The organism is Collinsella aerofaciens (genome assembly GCF_027679495.1).
GTDB lineage: Bacteria > Actinomycetota > Coriobacteriia > Coriobacteriales > Coriobacteriaceae > Collinsella > Collinsella aerofaciens_AK.
Map to the genome: position 1 here is coordinate 30149 of NZ_JAQEKC010000009.1, position 17117 is coordinate 47265.

Sequence of the window (17117 nt, forward strand, 5' to 3'; positions counted from 1 at the left end):
CCCCTTTCTCGACTTGAACGCAGACAATCATCCTTGACTGCTTATGGCATATTACGTCATATGACGTAATATGCCATTACACAATATCTTGAACGGTTGAATATCACCGCTAAATGGTATTTATCTCTAGAAACAGGGGGAGGTGCAATCCGTCTAGACACAGTGCGTCGGGGGCGGGCTGGGTTTTTATCTTCGCTCCCCTTGCTTCGCAAAGTCGCTCAGCTAAATAACCCAGCCCGCCGCGGGACACCCTGCGACCTACCGGATATTGCCATGACGTACGTTGGCTGATTTGGTTTGGAATGGGAGGTTGACGAGGCTGAAAGTCCCTCCTATATAACGTGGGCGCCGTCGTTCGAATGAACGACGGCGCCCGCACTCATTTTCTATTCAGCCCTAGTCATCGCGCAAAGCCCCTTCGGCAGCACACGGTGCTATTGAATCACCGCAGGCCGGGGCGGGAGGCGGTCCTTTCTCTCGGAAAACTTCGCGAAGCCCAGTTTCCGAGAGAAAGTGTCCGGCTGTCGCCCCGGCCGGCCAGGTCAACTACACCGTGTGCTGCGGCAGGTCCTGCAGGGCGATGACGTCCATGCCCATGTCGTTGGCACTGCCGTGACCCTGCTGGTCCTCGCGCACGGCCTCGATGGCACTCACATACGTGTTGGCCGCGGACATCGCGGTCACGCAGGTCACGCCGCGACGCACGGCCTCGGTACGTAGCAGGTAGCCATCGCCACGCGAGCCCGGACCGTACGGCGTATTGACGATCACCGCGATCTTGCCATCGGCGATCAGGTCACCGATGTTGGGACGCTCGCCGTCGTGCGGGCCGCTAATCTTCTCCACGACCTCGCAGGTCACGTTGCCGCCGCGCAGCACGCGCGCCGTGCCCTCGGTGGAGCAGATATCAAAGCCCAGGTAGCGCAGGATACGCGCGACCGAAAGGATGTGGCGCTTGTCACGGTCGCACACGCTGATGAACACCTTGCCGGCGCTCGGGTCGGGCAGCTTGTAGTCAATCGCCAGCTGCGTCTTGGCGTATGCCTCGGGATAGCTCTTGGCGATACCCATGACCTCGCCCGTCGACTTCATCTCGGGCCCCAGGATAACGTCGGCACCGGGGAAACGACCCCAGGGCATAACGGCTTCCTTCATGCAGAACCAATCGAGCTGACGCTCGTCGCTCGGCAGGCCCAGGCTGGCGATGGAATCGCCTGCCATGATACGCGCCGCGCACTTGGCCAGCGGCACTCCGGTAGCCTTGGAGATAAACGGCACGGTACGGCTGGCACGCGGGTTGGCCTCGATCACATAGACGGTCTCGCCCTTAATGGCGTACTGCACGTTGACCAGGCCGCGTACGCCCAGCGCCATCGCGATGCGGCGCGTAGTCTCGCGAAGCTTTGCCTGCAGGCTCTCGCTAAAGCTGAACGGCGGAATGCAGGTCGCAGAGTCGCCGGAGTGAATACCGGCCTCCTCGATATGCTCCAGAATGCCGCCGATGTAGACCTCTTCGCCATCGCACAGGGCGTCGACATCGGACTCGATCGCGCCCTCCAAGAAGCGGTCCAGATACACCGGGTAGTCGGGGCTAACGCGCGCAGCCTCGGCCATGTAATCGCGCAGATGCTCGGCATCGTAGGCGATCATCATGCCGCGGCCGCCCAGCACGTAGCTCGGACGCACCAGCAGCGGATAGCCAATATGCGCGGCCACGGCCTCGGCCTCCTCAAACGAGGTTGCCTGGCCCGCCGGCGGATACATAATGCCCAGCTTGTCGAGCAGAGCGGCGAAGCGCTCGCGGTCCTCGGCAAAGTCGATGGCATCGGGCTTGGTGCCCATGATGTTCACGCCGCTTTCCTCGAGCATGCGCGCCAGCTTAAGCGGAGTCTGGCCGCCGAGCGTCACCACGACGCCGTCGGGTCGCTCAACATCGATGACATCCATGACGTCCTCGTAGGTGAGCGGCTCAAAGTACAGGCGGTCGGACGTGTCGTAGTCGGTCGAAACGGTCTCGGGGTTGCAGTTGACCATGATGGTCTCAAAGCCGCGGGCCGCCAGCGCGTAGCTCGCGTGCACGCAGCAGTAATCGAACTCGATACCCTGGCCAATGCGGTTGGGACCGGCGCCCAGGATCATCGCCTTGGGCTTGTCCGCCGGCGTGGTCTCGTCGGGAGCCACGCACTTCTTGGCATCCGGGCTCGTGCGGTAGATGTTCTCGTACGTCTTGTAGTGGTACTCCGTGGCGCTCGAGAACTCCGCAGCGCAGGTATCGACCGTCTTCATGCTGGGAACCACTCCCAGACCCTTGCGATAGGCGCGCACAAAGCGCTCGTCCGAGCCGGTCAGCGCGGCGATCTCGGCGTCGCTTGTGCCGTACTGCTTGAGCAGGCGCATCGCGTCGGCGTCGATATCCTCCACACGCAGGCCGCGGATGCTCTCCTGGACCTGCACCATATCGTTGATGCGGTTGAGGTACCACGGATCGATACCGCAGATGGCATGGATGCGGGCGATGTCCCAGCTGCGGCGCAGGGCCTCGACCACAAAGAAGATGCGGTGCTCGGTCGGGGTTGCCACGGCCTGAGCAAGCTCATCGTCGCTCAGCTTGTCGGCACCCTCCTTGCCACCGGCGCAGATACCCTGGTGACCGTCCTCCAGCGAACGCATGGCCTTGCCGAAGGCCTCCTCGAAGGTGCGGCCAATCGCCATGATCTCGCCCACTGCCTTCATGCGCGTGGTGAGCGTGGGGTCGGTACCCTTGAACTTCTCGAAGGCAAAGCGCGGCACCTTGACCACACAGTAGTCGATTGTGGGCTCAAAGCAGGCGGGCGTAGCCTTGGTGATGTCGTTGACGATCTCGTCGAGCGTGTAGCCCACAGCCAGGCGTGCGGCGGCCTTGGCGATGGGGAAACCCGTGGCCTTGGAAGCGAGGGCGGACGAGCGGCTCACGCGCGGGTTCATCTCGATGACGATCAGGCGGCCGGTGTTGGGGTTCACGGCAAACTGCACGTTGGAGCCGCCGGTCTCGACGCCGATCTTCTCCAGAATGGCGAGCGAGGCGACACGCATGCGCTGATACTCAAGGTCGGAAAGGGTCTGCGCCGGCGCCACGGTGATGGAGTCGCCGGTATGCACGCCCATGGGGTCGAGGTTCTCGATGGAGCACACGATGATGCCGTTGCCGGCGTGGTCACGCATGACCTCCATCTCATACTCTTTCCAGCCCTCGATGGACTCCTCGACCAGCACCTCGTGGGCAGGCGAGAGCTCGAGGCCCTGGCTCACGATGGAGACGAGCTCCTCGTGGGTATGAGCGATGCCGCCGCCGGCGCCGCCAAGAGTAAAGCTCGGACGCAGTACGCAGGGATAGCCCACGCGCTCGGCGATGGCCTCGGCGTCGGCCACGCTGTAGGCATAGCCCGAGCGCGCGACCTCCAGGCCGATCTCGGCCATAGCCTCGTTAAAGAGCTTGCGGTCCTCGCCGCGCTCGATGGCGGCCAGGTCGCAGCCGATCATCTCGACGCCGTACTTGTCGAGCGTACCGTCTTTCGCCAGCTCGACGGCGGCGTTCAGACCGGTCTGGCCGCCCAGTGTGGGCAGCAGCGCGTCCGGGCGCTCTTTCTTGATTACGCGCTCGATAAATTCGGCGGTGATGGGCTCGACATAGGTGCGGTCGGCAAGACCCGGGTCGGTCATGATGGTCGCCGGGTTGGAGTTGACCAGGATGACCTCAAAGCCATCCTCCTTGAGCACCTTGCAGGCCTGTGCGCCAGAGTAGTCGAACTCGCAGGCCTGGCCAATGACGATGGGGCCCGAACCAATGACGAGGATACGCTTGATGTCAGTACGTTTCGGCATGTTAGTTCTCCTCGGTCTCGGTCGCGGCAGTCTCGGCAAAAATCCAGCCAGCCAGGCGGTCCTTCGCGGTGTCGATGTCCAGGTAGTTCTCCTCGCCGTCCATGAGTCGCGTAAAGGCGGTAAAGAGATAGTGAGCATCGGTGGGGCCAGGCGAGGCCTCGGGGTGGTACTGGACCGAGAAGCACGGGGCGTCGAGCAGCTGGATGCCCTCGGCGGTGCCGTCGTTGAGGTTCACGTGCGTCAGGCGAATGCGGCCAAAGCGCTCGTTCATCACGACCGGCGCGATTCCGCGGCGCACCCAGACGCGCAGATCTCCATCGGCCGCATGCTCGGTCTCGCCGCCGGAAAGCTCGGGGACAAGCTTGCCCAAGCTGGGGAACAGCAGGCCAAAGCCATGGTTTTGTGCGGTGATCTCCACGCGACGGCTTACCAGGTTCATGACCGGCTGGTTGCCACCGCGGTGACCGAACTTAAGCTTTTCCATCTGGGCGCCGCAGGCCAGGCTGATCATCTGGTGACCAAGACAAATACCAAAGACCGGCACCTTGCCGATCAGCTGCTGCACCTGCTCGTAGGTCTCCACCACGGCGTCGGGGTCGCCGGGGCCATTGGACAAAAAGACGCCGTCGGGATTCATGTCGAGCACCTCGCTCGCGGGCGTATTCCACGGCACGACGGTAAGGTCGCAGCCGGCGCGGACCAGCCCTTCCAGAATGCCGCGCTTCACACCGCAGTCGTAGGCGACCACTTTGTGACGGGCAGGAGCGGCAGCAGCAAGTGCAAAGTCATGCGTGGCAGGCAGGTCGGCGGCCACAAACTCGTGAGGCGCGGGGCAGCTCACGGTCTTGACCAAATTCTCGCCCACCAGTGTAGGCGCTGCGGCCAGACGTTCGGCAAGCTCGTCGACGTCGAAGATCTCGGTCGAGATAATGCCCATCTTGGAACCATTGTCGCGCAGATGGCGCACCAGAGCGCGGGTGTCGACACCCTCGATAGCGACGATACCGTGAGCGCGCAGGTACTCCGGCACGCTGACGGCCGAGCGCCAGTTAGAAGGCGTGGCGCACATGTCGCGAACGATCATGCCGCGCATAGCCGGAGCGCTCGCAGGGCGCACGTCGTCGCCGGGGAAGGCCGACTGGACGTCGGTCTCGTCGATACCGTAGTTGCCGATCTGCGGATAGGTCATGGTTACGATTTGGCCGGCATAACTCGGGTCGGTCATGACCTCAAAGTAGCCCTCGAGCGAGGTGTTGAAGCAGACTTCGCCGGTCGCGGTGCCCTCGGCGCCGCATGCACGTCCATAAAAAATGGTCCCATCCTCAAGATACAGGATGCAGGGACCGCAGGTGCCCTTGCTGGTTTTGGCCAGCATACGCTGGCAAAGCTCGCTGGGCGCGAAGGTGCGGGCGGCAGCGCCCGCGGTATGGTTGTTCGCCATAATTCTCCTTCCCGGTCTCACAGGACCGGCTTAAAGGTGTGTAGTTAGGCCTCGCGGTATTGTAACCGCAAGCATGCCTCATGGCGTTAATTTCATCGAAATGTTTACGAAATGATAATTATGACTTTCTATGCATAATGTTTTTTAATCCCCGTCCCAGAAAAATCATCCCGCGGGGCTTGTGGCTCACGCGGGATGATGGCGTCTTACTTTTTCTTGTCCTGTTCCAGCAGATCGGACGGTGAGCGATCGGGCTTGCCGCCGCGGAAAATCTCGCGGCCATGCAGACGATGCTCCAGGTCACGTTCGGTCTTTTCCTCGTCAATCTTGGTCTGGCTCACCACCGGGTCCTCAATCAACGACGACACCGAGTTCACCTGTTTTTGAATGCGCTCGGCGATGGTGTCATCCATACTCACGATGCGCATCTTCCAGTCGATATTCGTGGCGTTGGATGAGCTCTTGGTCCACACGAACGTCAGGATGGCGCTCTGGTGGCCGTGGGCGGGAAACATGCCAAAGAAGGAATCGTGCTGAATGTTGCTATCCTCGTCGATATAGGCGTGAACGTTATACACCACGCGGTCGATCTTATCGTTGAGCAGCGCGTTGGTCGCAAGCGCCGCGGCCTGGATCTGACCATTGGACAGCAGCTCGAGCTCGTTGGTAGACGATGTGTCCAACACCGTCACCTCGACCGTGCCCGTACGTTCATCGGCTTCATCGACGGTAAAGTCGAGTGGGAACTGCGTAAAGCCGTTGCCCCACTCAAGGCCGCCCTTCAGCGCCGTCGAAACGGTATCGACCGAAACGCTCTCGGACAGGTTGGCGGTGTTCAGACGACGCATCACGCCGTAGCCGACCTGCATGCCCACGATCAACACCAAAATACCGATGACCACGGCCATCGCGGTCTTCGTAATGGTATGACTCACCTGCGAACCCGAAGGATCGTCCTCGGACAGCGGGTCGATATGTTTTGCCTGGCTCGCGCGGTCCTCGCTGCGCAGCTGCGCTAGCGCCGCTTTGTCACCGCGCTTGGCCGCAGCCTCCTTCTCACGCATGCGCTCGGTTCGCTTTTTGGCAAGCGTGGGATCCAAGACACCGGATGCATCGATTTCGGAGAATAACTCCGTCACTTCTTCCGGAGTCAAAGGGTTCTTGTCAGCCATAAACTTCCTGTCATATCAATCAGTCGAGCTCGTGCGCACGCGCACCTTCGAACTGCATTCGATAGTAACGGGCATAGGTGCCGCCACGGGCGAGAAGCTCCTCGTGCGTGCCACGCTCCACAACGCGACCATGCTCAACGGTCGCAATCTCATCGGCATGTTTAATAGTCGAGAGGCGGTGGGCGATGATAATCGTGGTGCGGCCGCGTGCCAGCTCTTCGAGCGACTCCTGGACTGCCTCCTCGCTCTCGTTATCCAAAGCACTCGTCGCCTCGTCCAAAATCAGGATCTTGGGGTTCTTGAGAAACACGCGCGCGATGGCAACGCGCTGCTTCTGTCCGCCCGAAAGACGGCCGCCGCGCTCGCCCACGACCGTGTCATAGCCCTGTGGAAGCGACTCGATAAAGGCATCGATGTTGGCGCGACGGGCGGCCTCGGCGATCTCTTCCGCTGTAGCGCCCGGCTTGCCGTAGGCGATGTTCTCGCCAATCGTACCGTCAAACAGATAGACATCCTGCTGCACCAGGCCGATGGCACGGCGCAGGCTCTGCTGCGTCACATCGCGCACGTCTTGGCCGTCGATGCTAATGGATCCGGCAGCCACGTCATAAAAGCGCGGCAGCAGCGAACAGGTCGTGGACTTGCCACCGCCCGAAGGGCCAACCAAAGCGATGGTCTGCCCGGGCTTGATGGACAGGTCCATATGGTCGATAACGGGACGCTCGTCGGCATCGCCCTCGCCCAGCTCAACATCCTCGTAGTTAAAGCACACGTCGTGATACTCCACGGCTCCGGCAGTCACCTGCAGATCCGTGGCGCCCGGCTTGTCCTGGATATCCGGCGCGGTCGAGAGCACCTCGTCCATACGCTTAAAGCCGGCAATAGCCTTCTGATACGTTTCGGCCGAATTGACGAGTGTCTCGAGCGGCGTGCAGAACAGCGAAATATAGAGTGCAAAGGTCGCCATATCGACCGCCTGCAGCTGTCCCTGGGCGACCAGCCAGCCGCCCAGCAGCACCACGATCACATAGAGCACACCCGAGAGCAGGCCATACGTCGCGGTATAGACGCCCATGGCGTGATACATGTTCTCCTTGGACGAAAGATAGCGATTGTTGGAGGCGCGGAACTTGAAGCGTTCGGTCTCCTCATTGGCAAAGCTCTTGACCACGCGCATGCCCGCCAGCGAATCCTGCAGCTGCGCATTGATGCCGCTGATTTTTTTGCGGTTGTCGCTAAAGACCTCGCGCATGCGCATGTTCTGCCAAAACATGATGACCGCAAACGCCGCCGTCACCACGGCCATGGCGAGCGCCAGCACCGGGGCGATGGTAAAGAGAATCACAAACGAGCCGATAATCTCGATGCCGCAGATGATGATCCACTCGGGCACGTGGTGCGCCGCCTCGCAGATATCGAACAGGTCGTTGACCACGCGGCTCATCATGTCGCCCGAGCTGTTGCGGTCGAAGTACGCAAAGCTAAAGCGCTCATACTGGTCGAACAGGTCCTCGCGCATCTTGGACTCCATGCGCGCGCCCATCACGTGACCCCAATAGCTCACAAAGTAGCGGCAGGCGCAGCGGATGGCATACATCAGCACCAAGCCCACCGCGATCATACCGAGCGCCTGCATAATAGCAGCCTGACCCTGAGTAAACAGCCCACCGGTCAGATTGCGCAGAATGATGGGAAACGCAAGGTCAATGGCGGCAAGCACCAGAGCGCAAACAGTATCAGCAACAAAAAGCCCCATCTGGGGCTTGTAATACGAAAGAAACCTCTTAAACATAATCACCTTACGCGGTTTTACCAAACCGCGTTTCGTCTCGACGCTGCAAGTGCTCCATTTGGACAATCTGGCCTTCAATCGTCGGTCGCGTATATCCATACGCTTCCCTCCTCTTTTAGGCCACCTTGTCTCAAATGGAGCACTTTCGCTGACTTACACAAACCTGCGGGATCATCCCCGCTCGTTAAAGCTCCGCTCCGCCTAGTCGGTGCGCGATGCTATCGCAGGCCAAGGCGCCTACGACGGTCTTGGCGTCTTCGATCTTGCCGTCGAGCACGGCGTCGATCAGCTCGTGCAGCGGCACCAGGTCCACGTTGACAAACTCGTCATCATCGGGGTTGGGCGCGTCGAACTCGAGCTTGGTGGCCAGGTAGATATGAATGATCTCATCGCAAAAACCGCAGGACGTGACAATCGACGTCAAAAAGCGAATACGACCAGCCCTAAAGCCCGTCTCCTCATGCAGTTCGCGCTTGGCGCAATCGAGCGGGTCCTCGCCTGGATCGAGCTTGCCGGCGGGAATCTCGACCGTCACGCGGTCGATGGCGGTGCGGTACTGACGCACCAGTATGATCTTGCCGCTCTCGGTCAGTGCTACAACGGCCGCCGCACCCGGATGGCGAACGATATCGCGGGCGCTGCGGTGACCGTTGGGCAGCTCAACCTCAAGACGGTGGACGTCGAGGATCTTGCCCTTCCAGGCGCACTCCTCCGAAAGAATCTTCTCGTGCAGCTCGGTATCGTGCGGGTCGTCGTCGCCCAGCACCAGCGCCGGCTCGTCAGCGACCTCGCCACCAGGCTCGCCCTCGGCGTGCCCATACATGCGGCTGTCCTCTTCGACGATCTGCGCGTCCACGAGCTCTTCGTTCTTCTCGTCCATCCGTCTCATTCCTCTCGGATTTTAGGCATCCCAGGCGTCGCGGCCGCGCAGCGCGCGCAGGCCGATGTCGTGGCGCAGGGTCTTGCCCTCAAAAACAATCTTCTCGCAGGCCTCGTAGGCAAGGTTGCGAGCGTTCTCGAACGTGTCGCCCAGAGCGGTCACGGCAAGCACGCGGCCACCATTGGTCACGAGCTGGCCGTCCACCACGGCAGTGCCCGCGTGGTACACGGTCACGTTCTCCATGGCCTCGGCATCGGCGATACCGGTGATGACCTTGCCCTTCTCGTAGCTGCCGGGATAGCCCGCGCTCGTCAGGACAACGGCCACGGCCCACTCGTCGCGCCAGTCGAGTTCAATCTGATCGAGCTCGCAGTTGGCGCAGGCGAGCATGACCTCGACCAGGTCGTTCTTAAGGCGCGGCAGCACGACCTGCGTCTCGGGGTCGCCAAAGCGGGCATTGAACTCCAGTACCTTGGGGCCGGCAGGCGTGAGCATAAAGCCGCCGTACAGGCAGCCGCGGTAGTCGATACCCTCGGCAGCGAGCTCGGCCACGGTCTGCTCCATGACCTTCACCATGGTGGCGTGCTCCTCGTCAGTCACGATGGGCACCGGGCTGTAGACGCCCATGCCGCCGGTGTTGGGGCCCTTGTCGCCCTCGAGCGCGCGCTTGTGGTCCTGCGAGGTGGCCATGGGGCGCACGGTCTTGCCGTCGGTAAAGGCCAGCAGCGAGCACTCGGGACCAACGAGCATCTCCTCGATAACCACGGTGTTGCCGGCATCGCCAAAGGTGCCGCCAAAGCACTCGCGCACGGCTTCCTCGGCCTGCTCAAGTTCGGTCGCCACGATAACGCCCTTGCCCGCGGCAAGGCCGTCGGCCTTGACGACCAGCGGGGCGCCCTGCTCGCGCACGTAGGCGAGAGCCGAAGCCTCGTCGGTAAACGAACCATAGGCTGCCGTCGGAATGCCCGCACGCTCCATGAGCTGCTTGGAGAACAGCTTGGAGCCCTCCATCTGGGCGCCCTCGGCACCCGGGCCAAAGCAGGGAATACCCGCCGCGCGCACGGCGTCGGCCACGCCCGCCACGAGCGGAGCCTCGGGGCCAATTACCACGAGTCCGCATCCGTGGCTCTGCGCAAACGCCGCCACGGCCGCAGGATCGCAGTCGTCGAGAACAACGTTCTCGCCGCAGCTCGCGGTGCCGCCGTTACCCGGCGCAATGTAGAGCTTGCCGGCGCGCGGTGATGCTGCGAGCTTAGCTGCCAAAGCATGCTCACGGCCGCCGCTGCCCAACAACAGGATGTCGATGGTTTGAGTGTCCGCCTTCAAGGGTGCCTCCTCTATGGATGAATGGCCCGCTCCGCGCGAGCCCTTTGCAAGCAAATATACCCCTCGGCCGCCCGTCCGGGCTGCAAAGGGGTATATCGCAATAACCAAATAGTCCCGATTACTTCCAGAATCGGTTGATGATCTGCTCGCGACCAGCGCCAACGCCAATGAACGTCACGCGGGTGTGTGCCAGATCCTCAATAAACGCCACGTAGTCCTGAGCCTCCTGCGGCAGCTCGTCAAAGCTGCGGCAACCGGTGATATCGCACTTCCAGCCAGGGAGCTCCTCGTAGATGGGCTTGGCATGCTCAAAGCGCACCTGGTGTTCGGGCACGCTCGTGTAACGCTCGCCATCGACGTCGTAGGCCACGCACACCTTGATGGTGTCGAAGGCCGAAAGCACGTCGAGCTTGGTCAGGGCGATGTCGGTGAGGCCGTTGACGCGCGAGGCATAGTTGGCGATAGGGCCGTCAAACCAGCCGCAACGACGACGGCGACCGGTGGTCACGCCGTACTCGTAGCCCTCCTCGGTCAGCGTGTGACCGGCCTCGGACTCATAGGAAAGCTCGGTGGGCATGGGGCCCGAACCGACGCGGGTGATATAGGCCTTCATGACGCCCAGCACGCGGTCGACGTTCTTCATGCCCACGCCGGAGCCGGTAATGGCGCCGCCGGCGGTGCAGTTGGAAGACGTCACGTACGGATAGGTGCCGTGGTCGATGTCGAGCAGCGTCGCCTGGGCGCCCTCAAACAGCAGGTCCTTGCCCTCGTCGATCATGTTGTTGAGCAGCAGGCTCGTCTCGGTGATGTAGGGGCGCAGGCGCTCGGCCATCGGCAGGTACTCGTCGCAAATCTGGTCCACGGTGTAGGTGGGCAGGTTGTAGATGAGCTCGAGCTCGGGGTTCACGCGAGCGAGAGCGGTCTCCAGCTTGTCGCGGAACAGCGCCTCATCCAGCATGTCCTGCATGCGCAGGCCAATGCGGGCCATCTTGTCCTGATAGCACGGACCGATGCCACGCTTGGTGGTACCGATGTTCTTCTTGCCGAGCTTCTGCTCAAAGGCGCCATCCAGATCAATGTGGTACGGCATGATGACATGCGCGTTGCCGCTAATCTTGAGGTTCTTGGTGGTGATGCCGTCGGCCTCGAACATGTCGATCTCCTCAAGGACAACCTTGGGGTTGACGACGCAGCCGTTACCGATCACCGACACGTGGTCGGAATACATGATGCCGGAGGGCACCTGGTGCAGGCCGTACTTCTTGCCGTTGACGACGATGGTGTGGCCGGCGTTGTTGCCTCCCGAGTAGCGCACGACGGCATCGAAGTCGCCGGCGACCAGGTCGCAAATCTTACCCTTGCCCTCATCGCCCCACTGGGCACCGACCAAAACGGTTGACGGCATGTTTACTCCTTACATTCATGGACTGTCTGCGCGCCACGCCGGCACGCAGAAGCACAAAACATTCCCAGTATACCCGTGCAACGGGCGCCTGTCCTACTCCTCGGCATGTGCCCCATCAAGCTCATAGAACTTGGTAGATGCCGGCAGGAACATCAGGTCGACGTCGCCGATCGGGCCCGAACGGTTCTTGGCCACGACGATACGCGTAACGCCCTCGTCGGGTCGATCGTCGCGCGAGGCTTCGGCCTCGTCGGCGGAGCGGTCCAAGAACATAACGATATCGGCGTCTTGCTCGATGGAGCCCGATTCACGAAGGTCGGAAAGCTGCGGGCGCTTGCCGGTACGGGATTCGACCTGACGCGAGAGCTGTGACAGCGCGATGAGCGGGATCTTGAGCTCCTTGGCCATGATCTTAAGACCACGCGACATCTCCGAAACCTCGACGGTACGGCTCTCGGAGCGGCGTCCCGGTGGGGGACTCACCAGCTGCAGGTAGTCCAGGATGATGATTGCCTTCTCCTTGTTATGGAGCATGCGGCGGCTCTTGGCGCGAATCTCGGTCACTGTGGTGCCGGGCGTATCGTCAATCAGAATATCGAGCTTGGACAAGGTCTGCGTGGCCTCGTTGATATTGGCCCACTGCTCGGGGCTAATGCGACCCATGCGGAAGTCACTGATCGAGATCATGGCGTAGGCGCAAATCAGACGCTGGGCAATTTCCTTGCCCGACATCTCCAGAGAGAAGAAGCCGACGGTATAACCGGCAGCGGCAGCGTTGAGCGCCAGATTCAGAGCGAACGACGTCTTACCCACGGCAGGACGGGCGCCGATGATGATGAGCTGACCCTCGCGAAAACCCATGAGCATGCGGTCGAGCGACGGGAAGCCCGTGGGCACGCCCGCAGCCTGGCCACCGGCCTGGCACACTTCCTCGGCCTCGTTATAGGCCTCGACCATAAACTCGGTCAGCGTCTTGTAGCTCGACTTGACCTCGCGTGCCGTAACCTTGAGCAGCTTGCTCTCGGCCAGCTCCACGACCTCTTTGGTGTCGGTGGGGGCGTTATAGGCCAGCGCGTTAATCTCGTTGGTGGCGCCGATCAGCTCGCGCAGCATCGAGTCGCGACGGACGATGGCGGCATGGTGCTGCCAGTTCACGAGCGACAGGGTCTGACCCATCAACTCCAAAATGTACGCTTCGCCACCCACGGCATCGAGCTTGTTGATGCTTCGCAGGTAATCGATCAGCGAGATGGAGTCGATGGGAATGCGGCTGTTGTACATATCGACCATCGCGGTATAGATGGTCTTATGAATGGGCCGGTAGAAGTCATCGGGCTGCAGCTCGACCTGGGCCTCTTCGACCACCTCGGGCGATAGCAGCATAGCGGCCAGTACATTGGCCTCTGCATCTTGGTTTTGGGGAAGACCCAACTTTGAGCCGCGGTCCTCAACCGTCAGCCCGGTCTCCCTATCGTCATATGCCATGAGCATCCTCATTCATATCGCTTGCGAGCATCCATAGTATCAGCCACGGTCCCAAAACGCGCCGCACGCGGCCAATCATCACCGAACCAAACGGATGAACGGTCCTGTACACAGGACTTCGACGCGACGTTCACTATGACACTCACTCAGCGCAAAAAAACAAAAGGGCGCCCTGGTTTCCCAGAGCGCCCTTCTTAGAACAAGATTGTTGCGTTGCAGCAAATGCTACTCGGCAGCAGCCTCAGTCTCGACCTCGGCGGTCTCGGCCTCGGCGACCTCAGCGGCCTCCTCGACCTCAGCCTCGGCAGCGAGCTCCTCGGCGGTAACGCCGACGAGAACGACAACCTCGGCCTTGATCTCGCGGTACAGCGAGATGGCAACGGTGTGGGCACCGGCAACCTTGATGGGCTTACCGAGCTCGACGCGCTTGCGGTCGATGTCCATACCGAGCTGAGCCTTGATGGCGTCAGCGATCATAGCGGCGGTAACGGAGCCAAAGAGGATGCCCTCGTCGCCGACCTTGACGTCAACGGTGACCGTCTTGCCCTCGAAGGCAGCCTTGGTCTCGTTGGCGGTAGCCAGACGGACGGCCTCGCGCTTGGCGATGTTGTTGCGACGCTCGTCAAGCTGCTTGAGGTTGCCCTTGGTGGCGGCAACAGCGAGCTTCTTGGGGAACAGGAAGTTCTCAGCGTAACCCTGAGCGACCTCTACGACGTCACCCTCGCCGCCCTTGCCCTTGATCTCATCGAGAAGAATAACCTTCATGATGCGTCTCCCTTCTTAGCCGCGGTCGCGGTTGCCACGAGAGGAAACCACGGGGACGGTGTACGGCAGGAGAGCCATCTCGCGGGCGCGCTTGATGGCGTTGGCGATGTCATGCTGATGCTGCGTGCAAGCGCCAGTGACGCGACGGGGCTTGATCTTGCCACGGTCGGTCATGTACTTACGGAGAAGCTGAGTGTCCTTATAGTCGATGAACTCAGTGTTCTCCTTGCAGAACTGGCAGTACTTACGACGCGGCTGACGTGCAGAAAAATCATTAGCCATGTCAAAATACCTTTCATTTGGCAACTTCGGCGAACCGAAGCCGCCTCTCACTCAAAAATAGGTGAACAACCCTTAGAACGGGATGTCCTCATCGTAGACGTCGACCGCAGGCGGCGTGGCCACCGGTGCGGCAGGACGTGCTGCGGGCGCGGGCGCTGCGGGGGCGTAACCGCCCTGATCGTAGCCACCCTGGCCACCACGGGAGCTCATAAACTCGATCTCATCGACGATGACCTCAAGCTTGCTCCGGCGCTGGCCGTCGCGCTCCCAAGAGCTGTAGCGCAGCTTGCCCTCGATCGCGACCTTGTTTCCCTTTGCCAGGAAACGGCTCACGGCCTCGGCGCGGGTGCCGAACATGGTGCAGTCGACAAAGTTGGGATAGTCCTCCCACTCGCCAGTCTGCGCGTTGCGGCGACGATCGTTCACGGCGACGCCAAAGGACAGAACCTGGGTTCCGCCGGCGGTGGCGCGCAGCTCGGGATCGCGGGTGAGGTTACCGGTGATGTTCACTCGATTGATGCTCATAACTCACTACTTCCTCTTGGGGCACAAGCCCAGTCCAAAACGACAGTCTTACTCCTGGTCGTCGCGACGGACGATCATGTGGCGGACCACAGCGTCGGTGATGCGCAGGACGCGATCAAGCTCGGCGATCTGGGTAGGATCTGCGTGGAAGTTGATGAGGGTGTAGTCACCATCGGTGAGGTCGTTGATCTCGTAGGCGAGCTTGCGCTTGCCCCACTCGTCAACGGAGTCGACCTTGCCAGCGCCCTCAGCGATCGTGGTATCGATACGCTTCATAACAGCGAGACGAGTCTCGGGGTCGAGCGACGGGTCAACAAAGAACAGCAGTTCATAAGCCTTCATATTGTCACCTCCTCTGGGCAAATGTGGCTTCAGGTCGTGAAGGTGCGCCTGAAGCAGGAAAAGACTTGGTAATAATATCTTTCAACCTCCTAGGCTGCAATAATTTGCAGCTACAACCTCATGACCTCCACATATGCCCATACTCGCACCACGTTTCATGCGCATTCCAACCAAATGCCGACCAAAAGCTTGACAGATCTGTGGACAAGATACGGTGCCGTGGGGACAAGCTGAGCCAAGCCGCAGGTCAACGGGCACAAGGCTGTGGTCGCAAAATGCATACCAGTGGTCCACAGCACCACCCAAAGATTTTTAAATTCATTGCCAAGTCGCTTATGAATACCCCTTTTGAACAATTGAGTTGATCAACCACGCTGGTCGGAAGCCGTTTTTTGGCACCTCAAACCCCACTGCAACGCCAAGCGCGGCCAAGCGTTTTAAAAAATGCCAACTTTTCTGTTTGCACTTTGCGATTCCTCGTGTATACTGACTTTCGCATTTAACGGAGAGTTGTCCGAGTGGCCGAAGGAGCACGATTGGAAATCGTGTAGGCGTCAAAAGCGTCTCCAGGGTTCAAATCCCTGACTCTCCGCCAGTTAATTCCAAAGCAGGCCTTCGAGCCTGCTTTGTTTTTACCCCACGCGGAGGGGTGGCAGAGTGGTTGAATGCGGCGGTCTCGAAAACCGTTTGGCCTGTATAAGGTCACGAGGGTTCGAATCCCTCCTCCTCCGCCATTTTGGTTGAGAAAGCTCCCGGGAATGGGAGCTTTTTTGTTTTGAGTCCCTAACAAGCAAATACGGCGGAGGAGGAGGGATTCGAACCCGCCAGGGCGCGGAGCGTAAAGAAAACGCGCCCGTGGCGCGTTTTTAGCGCAGCGCGGTCGGCGCAAGCCGACCGGATAAATTTTGAGCGGAGCTCAAAATTTGGACATCCCTCCTATTCGACCACGCCCCCATCGCGTTCAGCATCAACCCGGATCCCCAAACATGGAACCTATGACCGTACCCAGTCCCGACCGTTTGCCGAGCAATAGGGTCGCAATCGGCGCCGAACATGTACTATGTACGGGCATTGTCTAAACCCGTTACTCAAAGGACCCCATCTTGCCCGTTGCCGCCGCTATGATCGTTACCGCACACGCCTCGGATGCCATGGTTGCCATCCCGTTTTGGCTCGAGATGTTCGCCGTCGTCGCGGCATCGATCTCGGGCGTGTTGGTCGCACGCGAGCACAAACTCGACCTGGTGGGCGCCGTCGCGCTCGCCGTGGTCTGTGGACTGGGCGGCGGTCTTTTGCGCGATATGACGCTGCAGGTAGGCAACGTCTACATCCTCAACCAGCCGATGGCGCTCCCGCTTTCCATTGCCACGGCAGCCATCATCTATATCTTCCCGGCTATCGTCGACAAGCCCGAAAAACTCATCCCCTTGCTCGACATCATCTCGGTCGGCATCTATGCGGCAACCGGCGCAGACAAGGCGCTGGTCTACGGCTTTGCGCCGGCGGTGTGCATCATGATGGGCTTTTTTACCGCGGTGGGCGGCGGCATGCTGCGCGACGGCTTTATGGGCGTGGTTCCGGGCATTTTCCAACGTACTAACTTTTATGCCATCGCCGCCATCGCCGGATCGACAAGCTATGTGTGTCTCGTTATGAGCGGCATCATGAGCAATGTCGCCGCGCTGGTCGTATGCGTTGTCGTGACCATGGGTCTGCGCTGGCTCTCGCTGCGCTTTGACATCAAAAGCCCCACCGAAGAAGATATCGCGCGCTTTTTGCACCGTAAAAAGTAGACAGCACGGCACGACCCTTCGAAATGCAACCGAGAGGTTCTTTTAGAG

13 protein-coding genes and 2 tRNA genes are annotated in these 17117 nt (G+C 60.6%); 3 read left to right on the top strand and 12 right to left on the bottom strand.

Going from position 1 to position 17117, the window contains the following annotated elements; all coding sequences use genetic code 11:
- Positions 1 to 546 precede the first annotated feature (546 nt).
- The 12 genes from carB to rpsF form a co-directional block, all read right to left on the bottom strand.
- Complete coding sequence (gene carB / locus PGW49_RS04810; RefSeq protein ID WP_161144965.1) at positions 547 to 3861, bottom strand: carbamoyl-phosphate synthase large subunit; 3315 nt, start codon at positions 3859 to 3861, stop codon at positions 547 to 549.
- A 1-nt stretch (position 3862) separates the two neighbouring features.
- Positions 3863 to 5302 (bottom strand): glutamine-hydrolyzing carbamoyl-phosphate synthase small subunit, encoded by a 1440-nt coding sequence (gene carA, locus PGW49_RS04815; RefSeq protein ID WP_270225752.1) that lies wholly within the window; start codon positions 5300 to 5302, stop codon positions 3863 to 3865.
- A 206-nt stretch (positions 5303 to 5508) separates the two neighbouring features.
- Positions 5509 to 6474 (bottom strand): hypothetical protein, encoded by a 966-nt coding sequence (locus PGW49_RS04820; protein WP_161144963.1) that lies wholly within the window; start codon positions 6472 to 6474, stop codon positions 5509 to 5511.
- Between the two features lie 19 nt (positions 6475 to 6493).
- Positions 6494 to 8266, bottom strand: coding sequence for an ABC transporter ATP-binding protein (locus PGW49_RS04825; protein ID WP_161144962.1), 1773 nt, complete (start codon positions 8264 to 8266; stop codon positions 6494 to 6496).
- Between the two features lie 184 nt (positions 8267 to 8450).
- Positions 8451 to 9146, bottom strand: coding sequence for an NUDIX domain-containing protein (locus tag PGW49_RS04830; RefSeq protein ID WP_192923913.1), 696 nt, complete (start codon positions 9144 to 9146; stop codon positions 8451 to 8453).
- A gap of 21 nt (positions 9147 to 9167) precedes the next feature.
- The gene (gene purD / locus PGW49_RS04835) at positions 9168 to 10472 is read right to left on the bottom strand and encodes a phosphoribosylamine--glycine ligase (protein ID WP_152068586.1); all 1305 of its coding nucleotides are present in this window, start codon (positions 10470 to 10472) and stop codon (positions 9168 to 9170) included.
- Between the two features lie 118 nt (positions 10473 to 10590).
- The gene (locus tag PGW49_RS04840; RefSeq protein ID WP_055251352.1) at positions 10591 to 11877 is read right to left on the bottom strand and encodes an adenylosuccinate synthase; all 1287 of its coding nucleotides are present in this window, start codon (positions 11875 to 11877) and stop codon (positions 10591 to 10593) included.
- Between the two features lie 93 nt (positions 11878 to 11970).
- Complete coding sequence (gene dnaB, locus PGW49_RS04845; RefSeq protein ID WP_006235827.1) at positions 11971 to 13368, bottom strand: replicative DNA helicase; 1398 nt, start codon at positions 13366 to 13368, stop codon at positions 11971 to 11973.
- A 219-nt stretch (positions 13369 to 13587) separates the two neighbouring features.
- The gene (rplI, locus tag PGW49_RS04850) at positions 13588 to 14127 is read right to left on the bottom strand and encodes a 50S ribosomal protein L9 (RefSeq protein ID WP_022094073.1); all 540 of its coding nucleotides are present in this window, start codon (positions 14125 to 14127) and stop codon (positions 13588 to 13590) included.
- 15 nt (positions 14128 to 14142) lie between these two features.
- Entirely contained in the window at positions 14143 to 14409 is a 267-nt protein-coding gene (gene rpsR, locus PGW49_RS04855) for a 30S ribosomal protein S18 (RefSeq protein WP_006235829.1), read from the bottom strand.
- 72 nt (positions 14410 to 14481) lie between these two features.
- The gene (locus PGW49_RS04860; protein ID WP_006235830.1) at positions 14482 to 14934 is read right to left on the bottom strand and encodes a single-stranded DNA-binding protein; all 453 of its coding nucleotides are present in this window, start codon (positions 14932 to 14934) and stop codon (positions 14482 to 14484) included.
- A gap of 48 nt (positions 14935 to 14982) precedes the next feature.
- On the bottom strand, positions 14983 to 15276 hold the full coding sequence (rpsF, locus tag PGW49_RS04865; protein WP_006235831.1) for a 30S ribosomal protein S6: 294 nt from the start codon (positions 15274 to 15276) through the stop codon (positions 14983 to 14985).
- Positions 15277 to 15780: 504 nt separating this feature from the next.
- Between rpsF and PGW49_RS04870 the strand changes: the two genes are divergently transcribed.
- The 3 genes from PGW49_RS04870 to PGW49_RS04880 all read left to right on the top strand — a co-directional run bounded on the left by PGW49_RS04870 (position 15781) and on the right by PGW49_RS04880 (position 17069).
- Positions 15781 to 15871, top strand: a tRNA-Ser gene (locus PGW49_RS04870).
- A 48-nt stretch (positions 15872 to 15919) separates the two neighbouring features.
- A tRNA-Ser gene (locus PGW49_RS04875) sits at positions 15920 to 16010 on the top strand.
- Positions 16011 to 16379: 369 nt separating this feature from the next.
- Complete coding sequence (locus PGW49_RS04880) at positions 16380 to 17069, top strand: trimeric intracellular cation channel family protein (RefSeq protein WP_229025829.1); 690 nt, start codon at positions 16380 to 16382, stop codon at positions 17067 to 17069.
- Positions 17070 to 17117 lie beyond the last annotated feature (48 nt).

What these genes read in the sequence shown, in the direction of transcription:
- rpsR (WP_006235829.1), bottom strand. Translation starts at nt 14,409, where the DNA reads ATGGCTAATGATTTTTCTGCACGTCAGCCGCGTCGTAAGTACTGCCAG.
- carA (WP_270225752.1), bottom strand. Translation starts at nt 5,302, where the DNA reads ATGGCGAACAACCATACCGCGGGCGCTGCCGCCCGCACCTTCGCGCCC.
- PGW49_RS04840 (WP_055251352.1), bottom strand. Translation starts at nt 11,877, where the DNA reads ATGCCGTCAACCGTTTTGGTCGGTGCCCAGTGGGGCGATGAGGGCAAG.
- rplI (WP_022094073.1), bottom strand. Translation starts at nt 14,127, where the DNA reads ATGAAGGTTATTCTTCTCGATGAGATCAAGGGCAAGGGCGGCGAGGGT.
- PGW49_RS04825 (WP_161144962.1), bottom strand. Translation starts at nt 8,266, where the DNA reads ATGTTTAAGAGGTTTCTTTCGTATTACAAGCCCCAGATGGGGCTTTTT.
- dnaB (WP_006235827.1), bottom strand. Translation starts at nt 13,368, where the DNA reads ATGCTCATGGCATATGACGATAGGGAGACCGGGCTGACGGTTGAGGAC.
- PGW49_RS04830 (WP_192923913.1), bottom strand. Translation starts at nt 9,146, where the DNA reads ATGGACGAGAAGAACGAAGAGCTCGTGGACGCGCAGATCGTCGAAGAG.
- carB (WP_161144965.1), bottom strand. Translation starts at nt 3,861, where the DNA reads ATGCCGAAACGTACTGACATCAAGCGTATCCTCGTCATTGGTTCGGGC.
- PGW49_RS04860 (WP_006235830.1), bottom strand. Translation starts at nt 14,934, where the DNA reads ATGAGCATCAATCGAGTGAACATCACCGGTAACCTCACCCGCGATCCC.
- PGW49_RS04820 (WP_161144963.1), bottom strand. Translation starts at nt 6,474, where the DNA reads ATGGCTGACAAGAACCCTTTGACTCCGGAAGAAGTGACGGAGTTATTC.
- rpsF (WP_006235831.1), bottom strand. Translation starts at nt 15,276, where the DNA reads ATGAAGGCTTATGAACTGCTGTTCTTTGTTGACCCGTCGCTCGACCCC.